This is a genomic window from Symbioplanes lichenis (assembly GCF_030709675.1).
Lineage (GTDB): Bacteria > Actinomycetota > Actinomycetes > Mycobacteriales > Micromonosporaceae > Actinoplanes > Actinoplanes lichenis.
Genome location: NZ_JAUZQD010000007.1, coordinates 464,653 through 481,927, shown reverse-complemented (window position 1 = coordinate 481,927; position 17,275 = coordinate 464,653). Strand labels below are relative to the sequence as shown.

At 72.1% G+C, this 17,275-nt stretch carries 16 protein-coding genes and 1 pseudogene; 4 read left to right on the top strand and 13 right to left on the bottom strand.

Going from position 1 to position 17,275, the window contains the following annotated elements; translation table 11 throughout:
* Positions 1–232 (top strand): annotated as a pseudogene (locus tag RAN62_RS19915) (sugar ABC transporter ATP-binding protein); the annotation flags it as partial.
* Positions 229–1,485: a sugar ABC transporter permease gene (locus tag RAN62_RS19910; protein ID WP_305786180.1), complete on the top strand. Its 1,257-nt coding sequence runs from the start codon at positions 229–231 to the stop codon at positions 1,483–1,485. The pseudogene RAN62_RS19915 and the gene RAN62_RS19910, both read left to right, overlap by 4 nt.
* A 30-nt stretch (positions 1,486–1,515) precedes the next feature.
* Here RAN62_RS19910 and RAN62_RS19905 read toward each other — a convergent pair whose 3' ends face one another.
* The 12 genes from RAN62_RS19905 to RAN62_RS19850 form a co-directional block, all read right to left on the bottom strand.
* Positions 1,516–3,273, bottom strand: a complete 1,758-nt coding sequence (locus tag RAN62_RS19905) for an ABC transporter ATP-binding protein (RefSeq protein WP_305786179.1) — start codon at positions 3,271–3,273, stop codon at positions 1,516–1,518.
* Positions 3,270–4,961 (bottom strand): ABC transporter ATP-binding protein, encoded by a 1,692-nt coding sequence (locus tag RAN62_RS19900; protein WP_305786178.1) that lies wholly within the window; start codon positions 4,959–4,961, stop codon positions 3,270–3,272. The genes RAN62_RS19905 and RAN62_RS19900 overlap by 4 nt, the downstream gene beginning before the upstream one ends.
* A 44-nt stretch (positions 4,962–5,005) precedes the next feature.
* A complete protein-coding gene (locus RAN62_RS19895) occupies positions 5,006–5,260 on the bottom strand; it encodes a hypothetical protein (protein WP_305786177.1) in 255 nt (84 codons plus the stop codon).
* Between the two features lie 9 nt (positions 5,261–5,269).
* Positions 5,270–6,322 carry a tRNA (adenosine(37)-N6)-threonylcarbamoyltransferase complex transferase subunit TsaD gene (gene tsaD / locus RAN62_RS19890; RefSeq protein ID WP_305786176.1) on the bottom strand — a complete coding sequence of 351 codons (1,053 nt, stop codon included), beginning with the start codon at positions 6,320–6,322 and terminating at the stop codon, positions 5,270–5,272.
* Positions 6,315–6,755 carry a ribosomal protein S18-alanine N-acetyltransferase gene (rimI, locus tag RAN62_RS19885; protein WP_305786175.1) on the bottom strand — a complete coding sequence of 147 codons (441 nt, stop codon included), beginning with the start codon at positions 6,753–6,755 and terminating at the stop codon, positions 6,315–6,317. The genes tsaD and rimI overlap by 8 nt, the downstream gene beginning before the upstream one ends.
* Before the next feature lie 109 nt (positions 6,756–6,864).
* Positions 6,865–7,521 carry a tRNA (adenosine(37)-N6)-threonylcarbamoyltransferase complex dimerization subunit type 1 TsaB gene (tsaB, locus tag RAN62_RS19880; RefSeq protein ID WP_305786174.1) on the bottom strand — a complete coding sequence of 219 codons (657 nt, stop codon included), beginning with the start codon at positions 7,519–7,521 and terminating at the stop codon, positions 6,865–6,867.
* Between the two features lie 596 nt (positions 7,522–8,117).
* Complete coding sequence (locus RAN62_RS19875) at positions 8,118–8,837, bottom strand: uracil-DNA glycosylase (protein ID WP_305786173.1); 720 nt, start codon at positions 8,835–8,837, stop codon at positions 8,118–8,120.
* A 30-nt stretch (positions 8,838–8,867) separates the two neighbouring features.
* Positions 8,868–9,341, bottom strand: a complete 474-nt coding sequence (tsaE, locus tag RAN62_RS19870; protein ID WP_305786172.1) for a tRNA (adenosine(37)-N6)-threonylcarbamoyltransferase complex ATPase subunit type 1 TsaE — start codon at positions 9,339–9,341, stop codon at positions 8,868–8,870.
* Complete coding sequence (locus RAN62_RS19865; protein WP_305786171.1) at positions 9,338–10,426, bottom strand: alpha/beta fold hydrolase; 1,089 nt, start codon at positions 10,424–10,426, stop codon at positions 9,338–9,340. Before RAN62_RS19865 ends, tsaE begins: the two co-directional genes overlap by 4 nt.
* Before the next feature lie 26 nt (positions 10,427–10,452).
* Positions 10,453–11,604, bottom strand: coding sequence for an alanine racemase (gene alr, locus RAN62_RS19860; RefSeq protein WP_305786170.1), 1,152 nt, complete (start codon positions 11,602–11,604; stop codon positions 10,453–10,455).
* Between the two features lie 27 nt (positions 11,605–11,631).
* Positions 11,632–13,080 (bottom strand): NAD(P)H-hydrate dehydratase, encoded by a 1,449-nt coding sequence (locus tag RAN62_RS19855; protein WP_305786169.1) that lies wholly within the window; start codon positions 13,078–13,080, stop codon positions 11,632–11,634.
* A 23-nt stretch (positions 13,081–13,103) separates the two neighbouring features.
* The gene (locus RAN62_RS19850; RefSeq protein ID WP_305786168.1) at positions 13,104–13,472 is read right to left on the bottom strand and encodes a holo-ACP synthase; all 369 of its coding nucleotides are present in this window, start codon (positions 13,470–13,472) and stop codon (positions 13,104–13,106) included.
* A 132-nt stretch (positions 13,473–13,604) separates the two neighbouring features.
* On the opposite strand from RAN62_RS19850, the gene RAN62_RS19845 reads away from it, so the two are divergent.
* Complete coding sequence (locus RAN62_RS19845) at positions 13,605–13,883, top strand: hypothetical protein (RefSeq protein WP_305786167.1); 279 nt, start codon at positions 13,605–13,607, stop codon at positions 13,881–13,883.
* Positions 13,880–15,229: an alpha/beta hydrolase gene (locus RAN62_RS19840; protein ID WP_305786166.1), complete on the top strand. Its 1,350-nt coding sequence runs from the start codon at positions 13,880–13,882 to the stop codon at positions 15,227–15,229. Before RAN62_RS19845 ends, RAN62_RS19840 begins: the two co-directional genes overlap by 4 nt.
* Here the strand turns inward: RAN62_RS19840 and glmS are convergent.
* Positions 15,216–17,102 (bottom strand): glutamine--fructose-6-phosphate transaminase (isomerizing), encoded by a 1,887-nt coding sequence (gene glmS, locus RAN62_RS19835; protein ID WP_305786165.1) that lies wholly within the window; start codon positions 17,100–17,102, stop codon positions 15,216–15,218. The genes RAN62_RS19840 and glmS overlap by 14 nt on opposite strands.
* Positions 17,103–17,275: the final 173 nt, after the last annotated feature.

Sequence of the window (17,275 nt, the reverse complement as noted above, 5' to 3'; positions counted from 1 at the left end):
CCTGGGCGTGGTGCTCATCTCGCACAACATGAACGACGTCTTCGCCGTCAGCGACCGGATCGCCGCCCTCTATCTGGGCCGCACGGCCGCGCAGGTCAAGACGACCGACGTCACCCACTCCCAGGTTGTCGAGCTGATCACGGCCGGCCGCAGCGGCAACCTCGGCCTGCCGCCCGAGAAGCCCGCCGCCGCCGGCATCCCCGACATCACGCCCGGAGGGTCCGCCGCATGAGTACCTCCACGACCGAGACCGCCGGCAACATCCAGGTGGTCAAGCCGACCGTCGCCGGCCACCTGCACGACTACTGGGGCCGGGTCCGCGGCGGCGACATCGGCAGCCTGCCGGCCATCCTCGGACTCGTCGTGCTGTGCCTCGTCTTCGGCATCGCGCGGCCGACGTTCTTCAGCGCCACGAACTTCGCCAACCTGTTCTCGCAGGGTGCCGCGGTCATCTTCATCGCGATGGGTCTGGTCTTCGTCCTCCTGCTCGGCGAGATCGACCTGTCGGCCGGCTTCGCCAGCGGTGTCTGCGGCGCGGTCATGGCGATCCTGCTCACCGATCACGGCTGGTCGTGGCCGGGCGCCATCCTCGTCGCCCTGGCCACCGGCCTGGTGATCGGTTTCGTGCTGGGCTGGCTCTGCGCCAAGCTGGGCATCCCGTCGTTCGTCGTCACCCTGGCCGGCTTCCTCGCCTTCCAGGGCATCCTGCTGGTCCTGCTCAGCGGCGGCAAGAACATCTCGATCCGCGACAAGTTCGTCCTCGCCCTGGCCAACAACAACATGTCGGTCGCCCTGAGCTGGATCGTCGCCGTGGTCGCCGTGGCCGGCTTCGCGGCCGCCCAGTTCGCCAAGATCCGCGGGCGGGCGTCCCGGGGTCTGGTCACCGAGCCGATGGGCATCGTGGCGGCCCGGGTCGCCGGCCTGGCGATCCTGCTCTTCGCGGCCGTCGCGGTGCTGACGAAGGAGCGCAGCATCAACCCGCTGATCATCTCGGTGAAGGGCGTGCCGATCGTCGCCCCGATCATCGGCGTGATCCTGGTGGTCTGGACCTTCGTGCTGGCCCGCACCCGTTACGGCCGGCACCTCTACGCGGTCGGCGGCAACAAGGAGGCGGCCCGCCGCGCGGGCATCCCGGTCGACCGGATCCGCATCTCAGTCTTCGTGATCGGCACGTTCATGGCGGCCATCGGCGGCATCATCGCCGCCAGCCGGGCCAACTCGGTCGACCCGAACTCCGGCGGCAGCAACGTCCTGCTCTACGCCGTCGGCGCGGCCGTCATCGGCGGCACGAGCCTCTTCGGCGGCAAGGGCCGGGTCTTCGACGCGGTCATCGGTGGCGCGGTGATCGCGGTCATCGACAACGGCATGGGCCTTATGGGCTTCAGCTCCGGCACGAAGTTCATCGTCACCGGCCTGATCCTGCTGCTCGCGGCCAGCGTCGACGCGCTCTCCCGGCGCCGATCGGCGGCGACCGGCGCCAGATAGCCGCTGCGCCCGAGGGAGCCCGCCTGCTGTTCAGGCGGGCTCCGCTTGTACCTGCGGCGTGCCGTGCCACGAGTCCCACAGCGCGGCGTACGAGCCGCCCGCGGCCACCAGCTCGTCGTGCGACCCCAGCTCGGTGATCCGCCCGCCCTCGACCACCGCGACCCGGTCGGCGTCGTGCGCGGAGAAGAGGCGGTGGGCGATCGCGACCACCGTACGTCCCCGGAGCACCGCCGCCAGCGACTGCTCGAGATCACGCGCCGCCCGCGGGTCGAGCAGCGCCGTCGCCTCGTCCAGCACCAGGGTGTGCGGGTCGGCCAGCACGAGCCGGGCCAGCGCCACCTGCTGCGCCTGGGCCGCGGACAACGGCACACCGCCGGCGCCCACGAGCGTGTCGATCCCGGCCGGCAGGGCGTCCGCCCACTTGAGCGCGTGCACCGCGGCGAGCGCCTCCCGGACATCGGCCGCCGAGGACCCGGGCCGGACCATGGCGATGTTGTCACGCAGGGTGCCCATGAAGACGTGATGTTCCTGACTGACGAGCGCGACCTCCGTACGCAAGCGGTCGAGCGGAAGATCCGCGAGCGGGACCCCGCCGACGGTGAGCGACCCGGCACCGGGCGCGTGGACCCCGGCCAGCAGGCGGCCCAGCGTCGACTTGCCCGCGCCCGACGGGCCGACGATCGCCAGCCGCTCCCCCGGCGCGATGGTCAGCGAGATGCCGTGCAACACCTCACGCCCTTCCACGTACGAGAACCGGACGTCCTTGGCCACGATCTCGGTCCCCCGCGGCACCTCCTCGGTGGCGGGCGGGGTCTCGAACGAGACGCCGAGCAGCCGGGCCAGTGACGCGGCTCCCACCTGGAGCTCGTCGAGCCAGCCGAGGAACCGGTCGAGCGGGTCGATGAGCAGCTGCGTGTAGAGCACCGCCGACGTCACCTGACCCAGGTCCACCCAGCCCTGGTAGTAGAACCAGCCGCCGATGAGCAGGGTGCCCACGACCGGCAGGATGTAGCCGAACTCGACCGTGGGACTCCACACCGTGCGCAGCCACAGGGTGTAGCGCTCGGCCTGCCAGGAGCGGCTCAGGTCGGCGTCCGTACGGCGGAGGCGCTGGCGCTGGCGCCGCAGGGCGTCCACCGTCCGGGCCCCCTCGACCGTCTCCGCGAGGCCATCGGTGACCTGCGAATAGGCCGCGTTCTGGCGCAGGTAGCCGGCCGCCGCCCGGCGCAGGTACCACCGCGCCGAGAAGACGATCAACGGTACGGCGATCAGCAGCGGGAGGGCCAGCAGCGGGCTCACCAGGATCAGCGCCACCACGGCCAGCGCCACGGTGAGCAGCGAGATCAATGTCTCGGGCACCGCGAACCGGACGCACCGCGACAGCGCGTCGACGTCCCGGGAGGTCCGGGTCAGCAGGTCGCCGGAGCCGGCCCGCTCCACCGTGGACAGTGGGATGCGCAGCACCCGGTCCACGAACTCCTCGCGCAGCTCGGCGAGGATGCGCTCGCCGAGGCGGGCGGACCGGATGTAGGCGAAGCGCACCAGCACCGCCTGCGCCACGATGAACACGGCGATGAGGAGGGCGATGCGGTCCACGGCACCGAAGCCGGAGCCGTGCTCGATCGACTGGACGAGGTCGCCGAGCAGCCTGGGCCCGGCCAGCCCGGCGATCGCCGCCGCCGCGTGCAGTCCCACGGCGACAGCGAGCTGCCGGGGATGGCGGCGGAACAGATCGCGGGCGTACCTGCGTACCTGGTGGCTGTCCGCCACCGGCAGCGCGTTGCTCACTCGCGCAGCACCGTCCTCGCGTAGGCGCGGCTGCTGTCCAGCAGCTCGCGATGGGTTCCCTCGGCGACCGCCACGCCGTCCTCGACATAGACGACGTGGTCCGCCCGGTCCAGCACCAGCGGGCTGGTGGAGCAGACGACGGTGGTCCGGCCCCGCCGCGCCGGTCCGAGCCGGTCCGCGATGCGCGCCTCGGTGTGCGCGTCGACCGCGCTGGTCGGCTCGACCAGCACCAGGATCTCCGGATCGGCGACCAGCGCCCGGGCCAGCCGCAGGCGTTGCTGCTGGCCGCCGGAGAAGCTGCGGCCGCGCTCGGCGACCTCGCTGTCCAGGCCGCCGGGCAGCTCCGCGACGACGTCGTCGGCCGAGGCCGCCGCCAGCGCCGCCGGGGCCCGGCCGGTGCCGTCCGGATCGAGATCCTCCCGCAGCGGCCCCGAGAACAGCCGGGAATCGTTGTCAACCACCACGATCCGCTCCCGCACGGCGGCCAGCTCCAGCTCTTTCAGAGGTACGCCCGACAGCAGCGTCCCGTCGCCGGCGCGGCTGTAGCGGCCGAGCCGGTCGGCGATGGCGACCGCGTCGGCGGGCTGCGCCGCGGCGACCGCGGTGACCCGGCCCGCGCGGACGACGAGACCGGAGACCGGGTCCACGAGATCGCCGGTGCGCGGCACGGGAACCGGCCGGGGCGGATCCGGCAGGTCCGACTCCACGCGCAGCATGTCCACCACGCGCCGGCCGGAGACGTGCCCGCGGGTCAGCTTGTCGATCGTCTCGGTGAGCTGGCGCAGCGGTGACACCAGGAACGCGGCGTACCCGTAGAAGCTGACCAGCTGGCCCACGGTGATCCGCCCCTCCAGCGCGAAGCGGGCGCCGAGCCAGGTCACCAGCACCAGGAAGATTCCCGGTACGAGCACCTGGGCCCCGTCGAGCAGCGCCTCCACCCGGGCCACCCGCAGGCCCGCCGCGCGCAGCGACTGCGACCCGGCCCGGTAGCGCTCGGCCATGACCGGCTCGCCGCCCACCCCGCGCAGTACCCGCAGACCGCCGACCAGATCGGTGGCGCGGCCGGTGAGCTGACCCTGTTGCTCGCGATATTCCTGCTGACGGCGGTGCAACGGCCGGATCAGCAGGCTCACGACCGCGGTCAGCAGCGGAATGCCGAAGATCACGACCAGGCCGAGCGGCACCGACGTGAAGAGCAGCAGGACGGTGACGGTCAGTACGGCGATCACCGAGCCGGTGCCCCGGGCGGTGATGTCGATGGCGTTGCCGATGTGACTGATGTCGGCCGTCCCGATGGCAACGACCTCGCCCGCGTCGAGCCGGCGCGGCAGGGCGACGCCCAGCTTGCCGGACTTGCGGACCGACGCCTGGATCGTCCGGAACGCGGCGGACAGCCAGTTGTAGACCGCCCGCCGGTGGCGCAGGACACCGGCCAGCGCCTGCACCGCGCCGATGCCCAGCAGCACCAGGCTCCACAGCAGCAGATCGCCGCCGTCGTGATGGGTCAGGCCGGCGTCGATCGCCCGGCCCACGACCGCCGGGACGACGGCCTGGCACACCATCCACAGGACGGCGAAGATGACGGCGGCACCGACGGAGGCCCAAGTGCGGCGGGCCAGCCACGTCAGGTAGCGGGTGGCTGACCGGTGGTCGGGGCTTCCGGAGTCGGCAGGAGGCAGATCACGCATCGCCCTTCGACGTTACGTAATCCCGTGATCACGATCTAGCTGCCTTATCTATCGACCGGCGTGAAATCCCACACGTGCGGAGATCTTGCCACCAGCTCGGCGGGCGGCGCGGGTAACTCTTCCGGGGTATTGCGCCACCGGCTGATGACCACAATGCGCAGATCGGTCGAGGAGTAGACCTCGCTCGACACGTGCGAGGGCAGCACCTCCAGTTGCGGCACCGCCACGTCGCAGACCCAGCTCAGCAGCTCGTCGAAGCCACTGCGCGAGGCGCGGACCTCCCACATGCGTGCGATCATCCGTGCTTCCTACCCCGCGGCCACGACATCGGTCAATGACATTGCCGAATCCGCGGGCAGGTCGAGCCGGCTCGGGGCCACGCCCGCCGCCACGAGGTGTGACCCGAGGGCCGCCACCATGGCGCCGTTGTCGGTGCAGAGCTGGGGGCGCGGGACGCGTACGCGGATGCCCAGCTTGGCCGCCCGCTCCTCGGCCAGCAGCCGCAGCCGCGAGTTGGCCGCCACCCCGCCCCCGATCACGAGCGTCTCCACGCCGTGCTCCCGGCACGCGTCGAGCGCCTTCGCGGTGAGCACGTCGCACACCGCCTCCTGGAAGCTCGCCGCCACGTCCGCGACCGGCACCGGCTCGCCGGCCCGCTCTCGCGCCTCGACCCAGCGGGCGACCGCGGTCTTGAGCCCCGAGAACGAGAAGTCGAAGCGGTGCCGTTCCTGATCACGGGGCCCGGTGAGCCCACGCGGGAACATGATGGACGCCCGGTCGCCCGCCCGCGCCGACCGGTCGATCACCGGCCCGCCCGGGAAACCCATCCCGAGCAGCCGCGCGACCTTGTCGAAGGCCTCCCCGGCGGCGTCGTCGATCGTGGCGCCCAGCGGGGTCACGCCCGCGGTCAGGTCGTCCACGAGCAGCAGGGAGGAGTGACCGCCGGAGACGAGCATCGCGACCGCGGGCTCGGGCAGCGGGCCGTGCTCCAGGGTGTCGACGGCCACGTGGGCCGCGAGATGGTTGACGCCGTAGATCGGCTTGTCGGCCGCGAGGGCGTACCCCTTGGCGGCGGCGACCCCGACGAGCAGCGCCCCCGCAAGACCGGGCCCGGAGGTCACGGCGATCGCGTCGATGTCATTGAGCGTGACGCCGGCCTCGTCGAGCGCGCGCTGCATGGTCGGCACCATGGCCTCGAGGTGCGCCCGGCTGGCCACCTCGGGCACCACACCGCCGAACCGCGCGTGCTGCTCGACACTGCTGGCCAGCGCGTCGGCGAGCAGGGTGTGCCCACGCACAACTCCCACGCCGGTCTCGTCGCAGGAGGTCTCGATCCCGAGGACCAGGGGCTCGTCAGGCATCTCGCATCATCACCAGGGCGTCGGTGTTGCTGGGCTGGTAGTAGCCGCGCCGGATCCCGACGGGCTCGAAGTCATAGGTGGCGTAGAGGTGCTGGGCCGGCGCGTTGTCCACCGCGACCTCGAGCAGCACCTTCCGGCGGCCGGCTCGCTCGATGAGATCCTCGAGCAGGAGGCGGCCGATGCCACGCTTCTGGGCCTCACGGCGGACCGCGATGTTCTGCACCCAGCTCTCCTGCTCGTCCACCACGTTGAGACCGGCGTACCCGAGCAGCGAGGCGCCGTCCGTCGCGACGACGTAGTAGTTCCGCTGGGCCAGCTCGTTCCAGAACATGGCCGCCGACCACTTCTCCGCGCCGAAAAGATCCTCCTCGATCGGCAGCACCTCGGCGATGTGCCACCAGCGGAACCGCTCGAGAGCCGGTGGCGTGGTCATCGGTGCCCGCTCTTCCGCTGCCGGCCCGGCGCCTTGGTCACGTCCTTACCCGGCGCCTTGGTCGCTTTCCGGCCTGGCGCCTTGGTCGCTTCCTTGCCCGGCGCCTTGATCATTGCAGCACGCTCTTTCGCTCGGCGGCGGCAACCGCGTCGGGGCGGCGCAGGTAGAGCGGGGTGAGCACTTCGCCCGTCCCGCCGCGAATCTTGTCGAGGGCCAGCGCGATCAACGCCTCCCCGGAGGGATACAGCACCCGATCGTCGATCGGCATCCCGAACACCTCGCTGTACTTGACCGCACCCTCCCCGACAGCCCGGTCCGCAGTCACATGAAGATCGGCGGGCTTGCCCACATCGGGCTCGCCGACACGCACCCCGTCCTCATAGACCGCGTAGTAGACCTCCCGCCGCCGCGCATCGGTGGCCACGAGCACCCGCCCCGGCCCGGCCGCCCGCCCAAGCGCATCAAGCGAACAAACACCGTAAGTCGGAACCCCCAGCGCCTGCCCCATGGCCGCCGCCGTGGCCAGCCCGACCCGCAACCCGGTGAACGGCCCCGGCCCCAGCCCGGCAACAACCGCCCCCACCTCGCGAGCAGTCCGCCCAGCCTCCTGAAGCACAAGCCTCACCTGCGGCGCGAGCAACTCCCCGTGCGCCCGGGGATCAACGGTCCGCCGCTCCCCCAGCCCCCGCAGCAGCCCACCATCACCCACCTCGGCCAGCGCCGCCGTGACGGCAGGGGTGGCAGTGTCAAGAGCTAGAACGAGCACCAACAAACAGTAGCTTTCCCCCGCCGCCCCGCCGCACCCCCGGTCCGATCGCTGGACCGGCACGACGCGACGCCCCTCACGCAGATCCCCGCCACCCAGACACGTGGCGCGGGCCTCATACCGACGGTGAAGGCGCGCCGCACTCGGCCGCCCCGTTCGAACGCGCACCGCAGCCGAACCCGTGCCGCCTTCCCTGGTTCGCCGACTCGCCGCAGCCACCACCTCGGCGCGCGCCCTCTCGCACCCGCGCCCCGGCGAGCCCCTCGCGAACCGGCGATCCAGCAATCCAGCGACCCGGTGCTCCAGCGACCCGCCAGCCCCGCGACCCAGCGACCTCGCGGCCCCGGCGTCCCAGCAACCCGGCCACCCCACGACCTCGCACCCCGGCGTCCCAGCAACCCGGCACCCCGCGCCCCGGCGTTACGGCGACCCGGCGACCTGGCGACCTGACGTTTCGGCGGCTCGGCGACCTGACGATCCGGCGACGTGGCGATTCGGCGGCTCGGCGATTCGGCGGCTCGGCGACGCGGCGATCCGGCGACGTGGCGACGCGGCGACGTGGCGATCCGGCGATTCGGCGAGGGGCGGGGGCGGGCTCAGGCGCGCGGGTCCCAGTTGATGACCGGGCGGCCGGCGTCGGCGAGGGCCTTGTTCGTCGCGCTGAACATGCGGGCGCCGAAGAAGTCGCGGCCGCCGTTCATCGGGCTCGGGTGGCCCGACTCGATGATGGTGTGGGCCGGGTTGGTGATCAGCGCCGTCTTCTTGCGTGCGTAGGCGCCCCACAGCAGGAACACGATCCGCTCCGAGCGGGCATTGAGCGCCCGGATCGTCGCGTCCGTGAAGATCTCCCAGCCCTTGTCCTTGTGCGAGCCGGCCGACTTCTCTTTCACCGTCAGCACCGCGTTGAGCAGCAGCACTCCCTGCCGCGCCCAGCCCGTGAGGTCGCCACTCGAGGACGGCGGCACCCCGACATCCTCGGCGAGCTCCTTGTAGACGTTGCGCAACGAGGGCGGCACCCGCACCCCGTCCCGCACGCTGAAGCTCAGCCCATGCGCCTGGCCCGCCCCGTGATAGGGATCCTGGCCGAGGATCAGCACCCGCGTCTGCTCGGGCGAGCACAGCCGGTAGGCCGCGAAAAGGTCCTCGATCGGCGGATAGATCGTGTGCGTGCTGTACTGCTCGCCCACGAACGCCCCGAGCGCCGCGGTCGCCGCGGGGTCCAGGAACGGGTCGAGCTCCGAGCGCCAGGCGGGCGGCAGCAGCTCAGCAAGATTCACGTCAGCTCCGGTCTTTCGAAGGCGGGACGCAGAAACCATAGCCACCGGGTACGACACTTTCCCGTACCCTCACAGCTCTTTGATCCGCTCCGCCCAGTCCCCGCCGCAAGGCCGCAGCTCGATCACCCGCGTGTCGTCCTCGAGCCGATCGATCCGGACGCCCAGGTACTCGTCGTTCAGCTGCTCGACCATCCCGGCGCCCCACTCGACCACCGTCACCGCGTCCTCCGCCGACGCGTCCAGGTCCAGGTCGTCGATCTCGGCGCGCGGGTCGGGCGCATCCCCCAGCCTGTACGCATCCGCGTGCACCAGCGGCACCACCCCGCCCCGCCCCACATCCGCCCGATGCACCCGAGCGATCACGAAAGTCGGCGACGTGATGCTCCCGACCACCTTCAGCCCCGCCCCGATCCCCTGCACCAGAGCCGTCTTGCCCGCGCCCAGTGGCCCGGTCAGCAGCAGCAGATCACCCGGTCGCAGGATCCCGGCCAGCCGCGTCCCGAAGGCGTGCGTCTCCTCCACAGTCGACAGACGGAAGCTCATGAGATCTTGTCCAGGAAGGGCAGCAGCGCCGCGTTGACCTCGTCCGCCTTTTCCAGCATCACCACGTGTCCACTGTTGTCGATCTTGATCAGCTCGGCGTCCGGGAGATGCCGGGCGATCTCCTCGGAATGCGTCACCGGGGTCAGATAGTCCTTGGTCCCGACCAGCACCAGCACCGGCACGCCCTTGAGCACCGACAGCGCCGGGAAGCGGTTGTGGGTGTAGAGCGTGTGCAGGTATTTGGTCAGCGTCTCCACCGACGTCCGGGAGTTCATCTCCTCGACGAAGGTCACCAGCGACGGGCTGGGCCGTGTCTCGCCGAAGCCGTACCGGCGGGTCAGTAGCCACGCGAGATCGGACGACACGATCCGCGCCCGGTCGATGGTTCCGCCGCCGAGCCGGGCCGCCCCCGACCAGAGCGGGAAGAAGGGCGCGCTCGCCCGGGCCACGAGGCTCGGCAGCCCCAGCTTCGTCTTGTCGATCAGGCCCGCCGACGTGGACATGAGGACCACGCCGGTCACGCGATTGCCGAACCACTCCGGGTACTGCTCGGCGAACGCCATGATCGTCATGCCGCCCATGGAGTGTCCGACGAGGATGATGTGCCCGTCCGGGACCGTGGCGTCGAGCACGGCCGCCAGCGACTTGCCGAGCGCCGCGATGTCGTACTGGCCGGACTTGAGCCGGCTCGACCGTCCGTGCCCCGGCTGGTCGTAGAAGACGAGCCGGTGGTCGCCGCGCTCGGTGAGCACCTGGCGCTGGAAGTAGAACGTGCCCATGTCCAGCGCGAACCCGTGCACGAACACGATCGTCGGCTTGGGCTCGCCCGATTCCACCCGCGGCTCGACGATCTCGACGTGCAGCTCGGTGCCGTCGGCCGCGGTGACGGTCAGCTCCTCGTCGAACGGCTGGTCGCCGAACTCCTCGTCGACGTACGGGTCTTCTGATGTCCGCACCGACCGGCGCACCAGCAGCCGCTCGACCGCGAACGCCGTCGCGAGACCGGCCGCGGCGACACCCACCACAGCACCGGCGATGCCGACCTGCTTACGCGAGGGAACCGCCTTGGACAAAGACGTCGACAAAGACGACGGAACAGCTCGGGCCGGGCTCACGCGTCTGCTCCGGTCGAAGAGCCGGCCAACCCGGCGGTCCCGTCGAACACCCGGGGCACCCGCGCCGCTCCGAACCGCGTGACGATCTCCCAGCTGATCGTCCCGATCGCGTCCGCCCAGTCCGTGGCGGTCGGCTCACCGTGCGCACCCGGGCCGAAGAGGGTGGCGACGTCGCCGGCCCGCACCGGGTCGTCCCCGCAGTCCAGCACGATCTGGTCCATGCACACCCGTCCGGCGATCGTGCGAACCTTGTCGCCCAGCAGCACCGGCCCCACGTTCGAGGCATGTCGCGGCACGCCGTCGCCGTAGCCGAGCGGCACCAGAGCCAGCGTCGTCTCGCTCGCGGTGTGGTACGCGTGCCCGTACGAGACGCCCTGCCCGGCCGGCACCCGCTTGGTGAGCGCGACCCGCGCCCGGGCGGTCATCGCCGGCCGCAGACCGGGCGGCTGCGGCCCGGGCAGCGGCGAGATGCCGTAGACGGCCAGACCGGGCCGGACCAGGTCGTAGTGTGAGTCGGGCCGGCTCAGCGTCGCCGCCGAGTTGGCGATGTGGCGGTAGCGCGGCTCGATGCCGAACTGCTCGGCCGTCGCCAGCCCCTCGGCGAAGACGGCGAGCTGACGGTCCGTCGTCTCGTGCCCGGGCTCGTCGGAGCGGACGAAGTGGCTCCACACGCCGACGATCTCCGCATCGCCGTCGGCCTGGGCCTTAGCCGCCGCCTCGAGCAGGGCCGGCCACTCGTCGGGAGTCGAGCCCCCGCGGGCCAGCCCTGTGTCGATCTTGAGATGCACCCGGGCCGTCCGCCCCGCCCGTTGTGCCGCCGCGACGACCTCCGCGAGCTGCGGAAGGCTGCCCGCGTTGAGATCGATCTCCGCCTCGACGCCCTCGTGCAGCGGCATTCCGGGCGAATGGAGCCAGGACAGGATCGGTGCTGTCAGCCCGGCCCGCCGCAGCTGCAGAGCTTCGTCGAGGGTCACCACGCCGAGCCAGGTGGCGCCGCCGGCCAGGGCGGCCCGGGCCGAGGGCAGCATGCCGTGCCCGTAGCCGTCGGCCTTGACCACGGCCATGACCTCGGCGGTCGTGCCCGCGCGCAGCGTCGCCACGTTGCCGGCGATGGCGTCCAGATCGATCCGGACTTCGGATTGCCACATGTTCATCACCCTACTGAGCAGTCCGGGTCACAGCAGTTCGGCGAGGGTGGGGCGCAGGGCGGCCGCCACGTCCGCGGACGTCGGCGGGCCCCCGGCTGCCGCCCGCCGGCCGGCCAGTCCGTGGACGTAAGCCGCCGCGACCGCCGCCCGCTCGGCCGGCATTCCGGCGGCCAGCAACGATCCGAGCAGCCCCGCCAGCACGTCACCGGATCCGGCCGTGGCCAGCTCGGGCGTACCCGTCGGGTTGGCCCAGGTCTCGCCGGACGGCGCCGCCACGATCGTCCTGTCTCCCTTGAGCAGCACGACGCCGTTGAGTTTGCGAGCCAGCCGCGCGGCGGCCTCCATCCGATCGGCGCCGGGCAACTCCCCGGCGAGGCGCTCGAACTCCCGGTCGTGCGGCGTGACGACCAGCGGCGCCTCCCGACGGAGATACTCCGCGTGCTGCCCGTCGACGAGCAGAGTCAGAGCATCGGCGTCGAGCAGGACCGGCAGGGAGCTCGCGAGGACGCCCCGCAGCTCCTCCCGGGCGTCGTCGCTCGTGCCCAGCCCGGAGCCGCACACCCACGCCTGCACCCGGCCGGCATCGGCGACCCGGGACACGGCGACGACAGAAGGGTGCTGCCGGACGACTTCCCGATCGGCGCTGCCCGCATAGCGCACCATGCCGGTGGGCCCGGCGAGGGCTCCGGTCACGGACAGCAGCGCCGCGCCGGGATACTTCGCGGAGCCCGTCGCCACTCCGACCACGCCCCGGGTGTACTTGTCGGACGACGCCGAGGGGCGGGGCCACCACGCCGCGATGTCGGGCGCGTCGGGGATGCGTACCGCCGGATCGGCGTGCAGCGTCGCACCCAGGCCGATGTCGACCAGCTCGACGAGGCCCGCCAGGGCCGCGGCGGGGCCCACGACATGGGCCGGCCTGAGACAGCCGAAGGTGACCGTCACGTCGGCGTGAACCGCGTCACCCGGGACGTCTCCGGTGTCGACGGCCACTCCGCTCGGCACGTCCACCGCGACGACCGGCGGGCGCGTGCCGTCGCGCCCACGCAACCCGGAAAGACCCGCGACCAGCTGAGCCGCCTGCGAGCGCAACCCGCCGCTGCCACCGATGCCCACGATGCCGTCGACCACGAGGTCGGCGACGGACGGCAAGCCCGCCACCGTACGCCCGCCGGCGCGCACCAGCGCCGCAAGCCCGGCCGCGTGGGCTCTCTCGGGCTGCAGTAACACAGCCAGCACCGCAGCGCCCCGGGCAGCCAGCCGCGCGCCCGCGTAAAGAGCATCGCCACCGTTGTCGCCGCTGCCGACGAGCAGCACCACCGTCGCGCCGTAGACGCCGCCGCGCTCGCGCAGCAGCAACGCGCACCGACGGGCCAGCCCGGCCGCGGCGCGCTGCATCAACGTGCCCTCGGGCAAGATCGCCATCAGCGCTTTCTCGGCCGACCGTATGTCCGCCACCCGCCATGCGTGCCGCATCGGAACTCCCTACCTGCCGTTGCTCAGGCCTCCGCCACCACCATGGCCGAGGCGATGCCACCGTCGTGGGACAGCGACAGGTGCCAGCGGCTCACCCCGCGCTCGGCCGCGGCCGCGGCAACCGTGCCGGAGACGGTCAGCCAGGGCCGGCCGTCGGGGTCCGAGACGATCTCGCAGTCGTGCCACCGCAGCCCCGCGGGGGCGCCGAGCGCCTTGGCCACGGCCTCCTTGGCCGCGAACCGGGCGGCCAGCGACTCCGCCGAGCGCGGGTTGCCGGACGTCGTCGTCCGCTCCGAGTCGGTGAAGAGCCGATCTCCGAGCAGCGGCGTTCGTTCCAGCGAGCGGGCGAACCGTTCCACCAGCACCACGTCGATCCCGACAGACACGATCACACGGCCAACCCTATCCGGGCCGAGTTGTCCACAGGCCCGCCCGGGACGCCGAGAGGTTATCCACAGGCCCCCTGCGGGCCCCCGGGAAATCGGCCTATCTTGGCGGCCCCGAACCCCTCCAGGAGGTTGCCCATGCGGTCCGAACTGAGCGTCGACATCCCTGCCGTGCGGTCCTGGGCCACGGCGCTGCGCCGCACGGGCGAGCGGATGGAGGCCGATCCGCCGTCGCCCGGCGCGGGTCCCGTCTGGTCCTGCACGGCGGCCAACGCCGCGGCCGTCGCCGCGGCGCAGCGGATCCTCGCCTTGCTCACCGGCGACATCGCCGGCATCAGCGAGGCGGCCCTCACCACCATGGACGACTACGAGGCCGCGGACGACCGGGCGGCAGCGGCTCTGCGGCGGATGCGATGAGCGCCACAGCGATCGCGGGCGATCCCGCGCGGTGGCAGGCCGCCGCGATGGACTGGCGGCGTTGGGCGGCGGCCGCCGGCTTCTGGGCGGCCCGCATCCAGAGCTGCGCCGCACGTCTGCGTGAGCTCTGGTCGGGTGCCTGCGCGGAGGCCGTCGTGGCGGCCCTCACCGCGATCGTCCACCGGCTGACCCTGCTGCGCCTCGGGTGCTGGGCCGCCGATCAGGCGCTCAGCGAGTTCGCGGCGGCACTCACCCGGGCCGGGCGCACCGGCGGCTCCGCCGAGACTGCCGACCAGACCCACGCCGGCACCCTGCGCCGGCTCTTCCCCACCCCACAAACACACCCCACACCCACACCTTTCTGTACGGCCCCAGCCCCCAAAGTTCACGCCTGGTGGCAGTCCCTCACCCCGTCCCAGCGCGACGACGTGACAGCGAGACAGCCGGCCTGGCTCGGGGCCCTCGACGGCGTGCCCGCAGCCGCCCGCGACAGGGCCAACAGAATCCTGCTCGACGGCATGCACCTGCCCGGCGACCTGGCGGCGCGACTGGATGCCGAGTCGGGTTCCCGGGCGTACCTGATGGCTGTCGACCCGGGCGGCGACGGGCGTGCGGTGGTGGCCCTGGGCGACCCGGACGGAGCCGCCGCCGTGGTCACGCACGTGCCCGGGATGACCGCCGACCTGGCTTCCTACCGGGGTGAGCTGACCCGCGCCGACCGGCTCGCCGTCCGGGCCGCGGAGCTGGTGCCGGACCGCCCGGCCAGCGTGGTCATGTGGCTGGGCTACGACGCGCCGGACAACCTGCTCGAGGCCGCCGGCCGATCGTCGGCAGTCGCCGGGGCCGATCAGCTACGCCGGTTCCAGGAGGGGCTCCGAGTCACGCACCAGGGCGAGCCTGCTCGGCAGACCTTGCTCGGGCACAGCTACGGGTCACTGGTGGTGGGCACCGCGGCGGCGCAGCCCGGGCTCGCCGCCGACAGTGTGGTCTTCGTCGGCTCTCCCGGCGTGGGCGTCGACCATGCTGCGGAGCTGCGGGTGCCGCGCTCGGAGGTGTACGCCATGACGGCGTTCTCCGATCCCGTCCAGTGGGCGGCGGTGGCTCCGGACGCGCTGGCCCGGGATTTGCTCGTGAGCCGTGTGATCCCCGGCGGGGCGGCCCACGCGTTCCTGCGCCCCGAGGACGAGCTCTTCTTCGGGCGGAATCCCGCCGACCCGGCGTTCGGCGCTCACTCGGTGGCGAGTCAGCCGGACGCCGGGCACGTGGGCTACTGGGACGAGGGACGGCCCGCGCTGGACGCCCTCGCCCGGATCGTGACGGGACAGGCCGATGTCACTCCACGGTGACGGACTTGGCCAGGTTGCGGGGCTGGTCGACGTCGTGACCCCGCGCCGTGGCGATCTCGCAGGCGAGGATCTGCAGCGGGACGGTGGTCATGAGGGGTGCGAGCAGGGTGGGCGTACGCGGCACCGGGATCAGGTGATCGGCATAGGCGGCCACGGCGTCGTCGCCCTCCTCCGCGATCACGATCGTGCGGGCGCCCCGGGCCCGGACCTCCTGGATGTTGGAGACGACCTTGTCGCGCAGCACGCCGCGGCCGGCCGGCGACGGCACCACGCAGACGACCGGGGTGCCCTGGTCGATGAGGGCGATCGGCCCGTGCTTCAGCTCGCCGGCGGCGAAGCCCTCGGCGTGCATGTAGGCGAGCTCCTTGAGCTTGAGCGCGCCCTCCAGCGCCACCGGGAAGCCCACGTGGCGGCCGATGAAGAGGATCGTCGACGCGGTCCGGAGGTCGCGGGAGAGCTCGCGCACCTCCTCCATGCGGGTGAGCAGCTCGCGCAGATCGTCCGGGGTGCGCTGCAGGCGGGAGACGACGGCGGCGACCTCGTCCGCGTACATGACGCCGCGGATCTGGGCCAGGTGCAGGCCGATCAGGTAACAGGCGACGAGCTGGGTGAGGAAGGCCTTGGTCGAGGCGACCGCGATCTCCGGGCCGCCGTGGGTGTAGAGCACGGCGTCCGACTCACGCGGGATCGTCGAGCCGTTGGTGTTGCAGATGGCGAGCACGCGCGCCTTCTGCTCCTTCGCGTGGCGCAGCGCCATCAGCGTGTCCATGGTCTCGCCGGACTGGCTGATCACGATGACCAGCGTCGAACGGTCCAGCACCGGGTCGCGATAGCGGAACTCGCTCGCCAGCTCGACCTCGCACGAGATGCGGGTCCAGTGCTCGATGGCGTACTTCGCGACCATGCCGGCGTGGTAGGAGGTGCCGCAGGCGACGATGAAGACCTTGTCGACGTCGCGCAGGTCCTGGTCGGTGAGGCGCACCTCGTCCAGGACGATCTCGCCCCGCTCGGAGAGCCGGCCCAGCAGCGTGTCCGCGATGGCCTGCGGCTGCTCGGCGATCTCCTTCAGCATGAAGTGCTCGTAGCCGCCCTTCTCCGCGGCGGAGGCGTCCCAGTCGATGTGGAACTCCTTGCCGCTCGCCTCGGCGCCCGCGAAGTCGGTGATCTCGATGGCGTCCGGCGTGATGAGCACGACCTGGTCCTGGCCGAGCTCGACGGCCTCGCGGGTGTGCTCGATGAAGGCGGAGACGTCGCTGGCGAGGAAGTTCTCGCCCTGGCCCCGGCCCACCACGAGCGGGGAGTTGCGCCGCGCCGCGACGACGGCGTCGGGCACCTCGAGGTCGATCGCGAGCAGAGTGAAGGCGCCCTCGAGGCGGCGCACGGTCCGGCGCATGCCCGCGGCGAGCAACTGGGGGCCGGTCTCGGTGGCGCCCGACTCGCGCAGGGCGCGGATCTCGGCGGCGAGCAGGTGGGCCGCGCACTCGGTGTCGGTGTCGCTCACGAACTCGACGCCCGTGGCCTCGAGCTCGGCGCGCAGCCGGGAGAAGTTCTCGATGATGCCGTTGTGGATCACGGCCACGCGCCCGTCGCCGGACAGGTGCGGGTGCGCGTTGCGGTCGGTCGGACCGCCGTGGGTGGCCCAGCGCGTGTGCCCGATGGCCGTCGGGCCGGTGGCGATGCCGTCGCTCGCCCGCTCGGAGAGCGCCTTTTCGAGGTTCGCCAGCTTGCCGGCCTTCTTCTCGGTCAGGATGGCCGAGTCGCCGACCACCGCGACGCCCGCGGAGTCATAGCCGCGATATTCCAGGCGGCGAAGCCCGTCGAGCACGATTTGCAGCGCCGGTCGAGCACCGACGTAACCCACGATCCCACACATGTGGGGCAGCGTAGCGGACTTTCGCGCATCTGTGGTGCGCGAGAGGCATACTTTTGCGCACGCCACTTGATCGAAATGGGCGAAGCGGACGACCTGGGCAGATATAGCCGCAGGTCATCGACGGCTCCGACACGACCGGGTGATCCGCGGCTGGCGGACCCGGCGTACCGTCG

What these genes read in the sequence shown, in the direction of transcription:
- glmS (WP_305786165.1), bottom strand. Translation starts at nt 17,102, where the DNA reads ATGTGTGGGATCGTGGGTTACGTCGGTGCTCGACCGGCGCTGCAAATC.
- RAN62_RS19840 (WP_305786166.1), top strand. Translation starts at nt 13,880, where the DNA reads ATGAGCGCCACAGCGATCGCGGGCGATCCCGCGCGGTGGCAGGCCGCC.
- rimI (WP_305786175.1), bottom strand. Translation starts at nt 6,755, where the DNA reads ATGACCACGCCACCGGCTCTCGAGCGGTTCCGCTGGTGGCACATCGCC.
- RAN62_RS19895 (WP_305786177.1), bottom strand. Translation starts at nt 5,260, where the DNA reads ATGATCGCACGCATGTGGGAGGTCCGCGCCTCGCGCAGTGGCTTCGAC.
- tsaE (WP_305786172.1), bottom strand. Translation starts at nt 9,341, where the DNA reads ATGAGCTTCCGTCTGTCGACTGTGGAGGAGACGCACGCCTTCGGGACG.
- alr (WP_305786170.1), bottom strand. Translation starts at nt 11,604, where the DNA reads ATGTGGCAATCCGAAGTCCGGATCGATCTGGACGCCATCGCCGGCAAC.
- RAN62_RS19845 (WP_305786167.1), top strand. Translation starts at nt 13,605, where the DNA reads ATGCGGTCCGAACTGAGCGTCGACATCCCTGCCGTGCGGTCCTGGGCC.
- RAN62_RS19910 (WP_305786180.1), top strand. Translation starts at nt 229, where the DNA reads ATGAGTACCTCCACGACCGAGACCGCCGGCAACATCCAGGTGGTCAAG.
- RAN62_RS19875 (WP_305786173.1), bottom strand. Translation starts at nt 8,837, where the DNA reads ATGGTTTCTGCGTCCCGCCTTCGAAAGACCGGAGCTGACGTGAATCTT.
- tsaD (WP_305786176.1), bottom strand. Translation starts at nt 6,322, where the DNA reads ATGCCTGACGAGCCCCTGGTCCTCGGGATCGAGACCTCCTGCGACGAG.
- RAN62_RS19900 (WP_305786178.1), bottom strand. Translation starts at nt 4,961, where the DNA reads ATGCGTGATCTGCCTCCTGCCGACTCCGGAAGCCCCGACCACCGGTCA.
- RAN62_RS19855 (WP_305786169.1), bottom strand. Translation starts at nt 13,080, where the DNA reads ATGCGGCACGCATGGCGGGTGGCGGACATACGGTCGGCCGAGAAAGCG.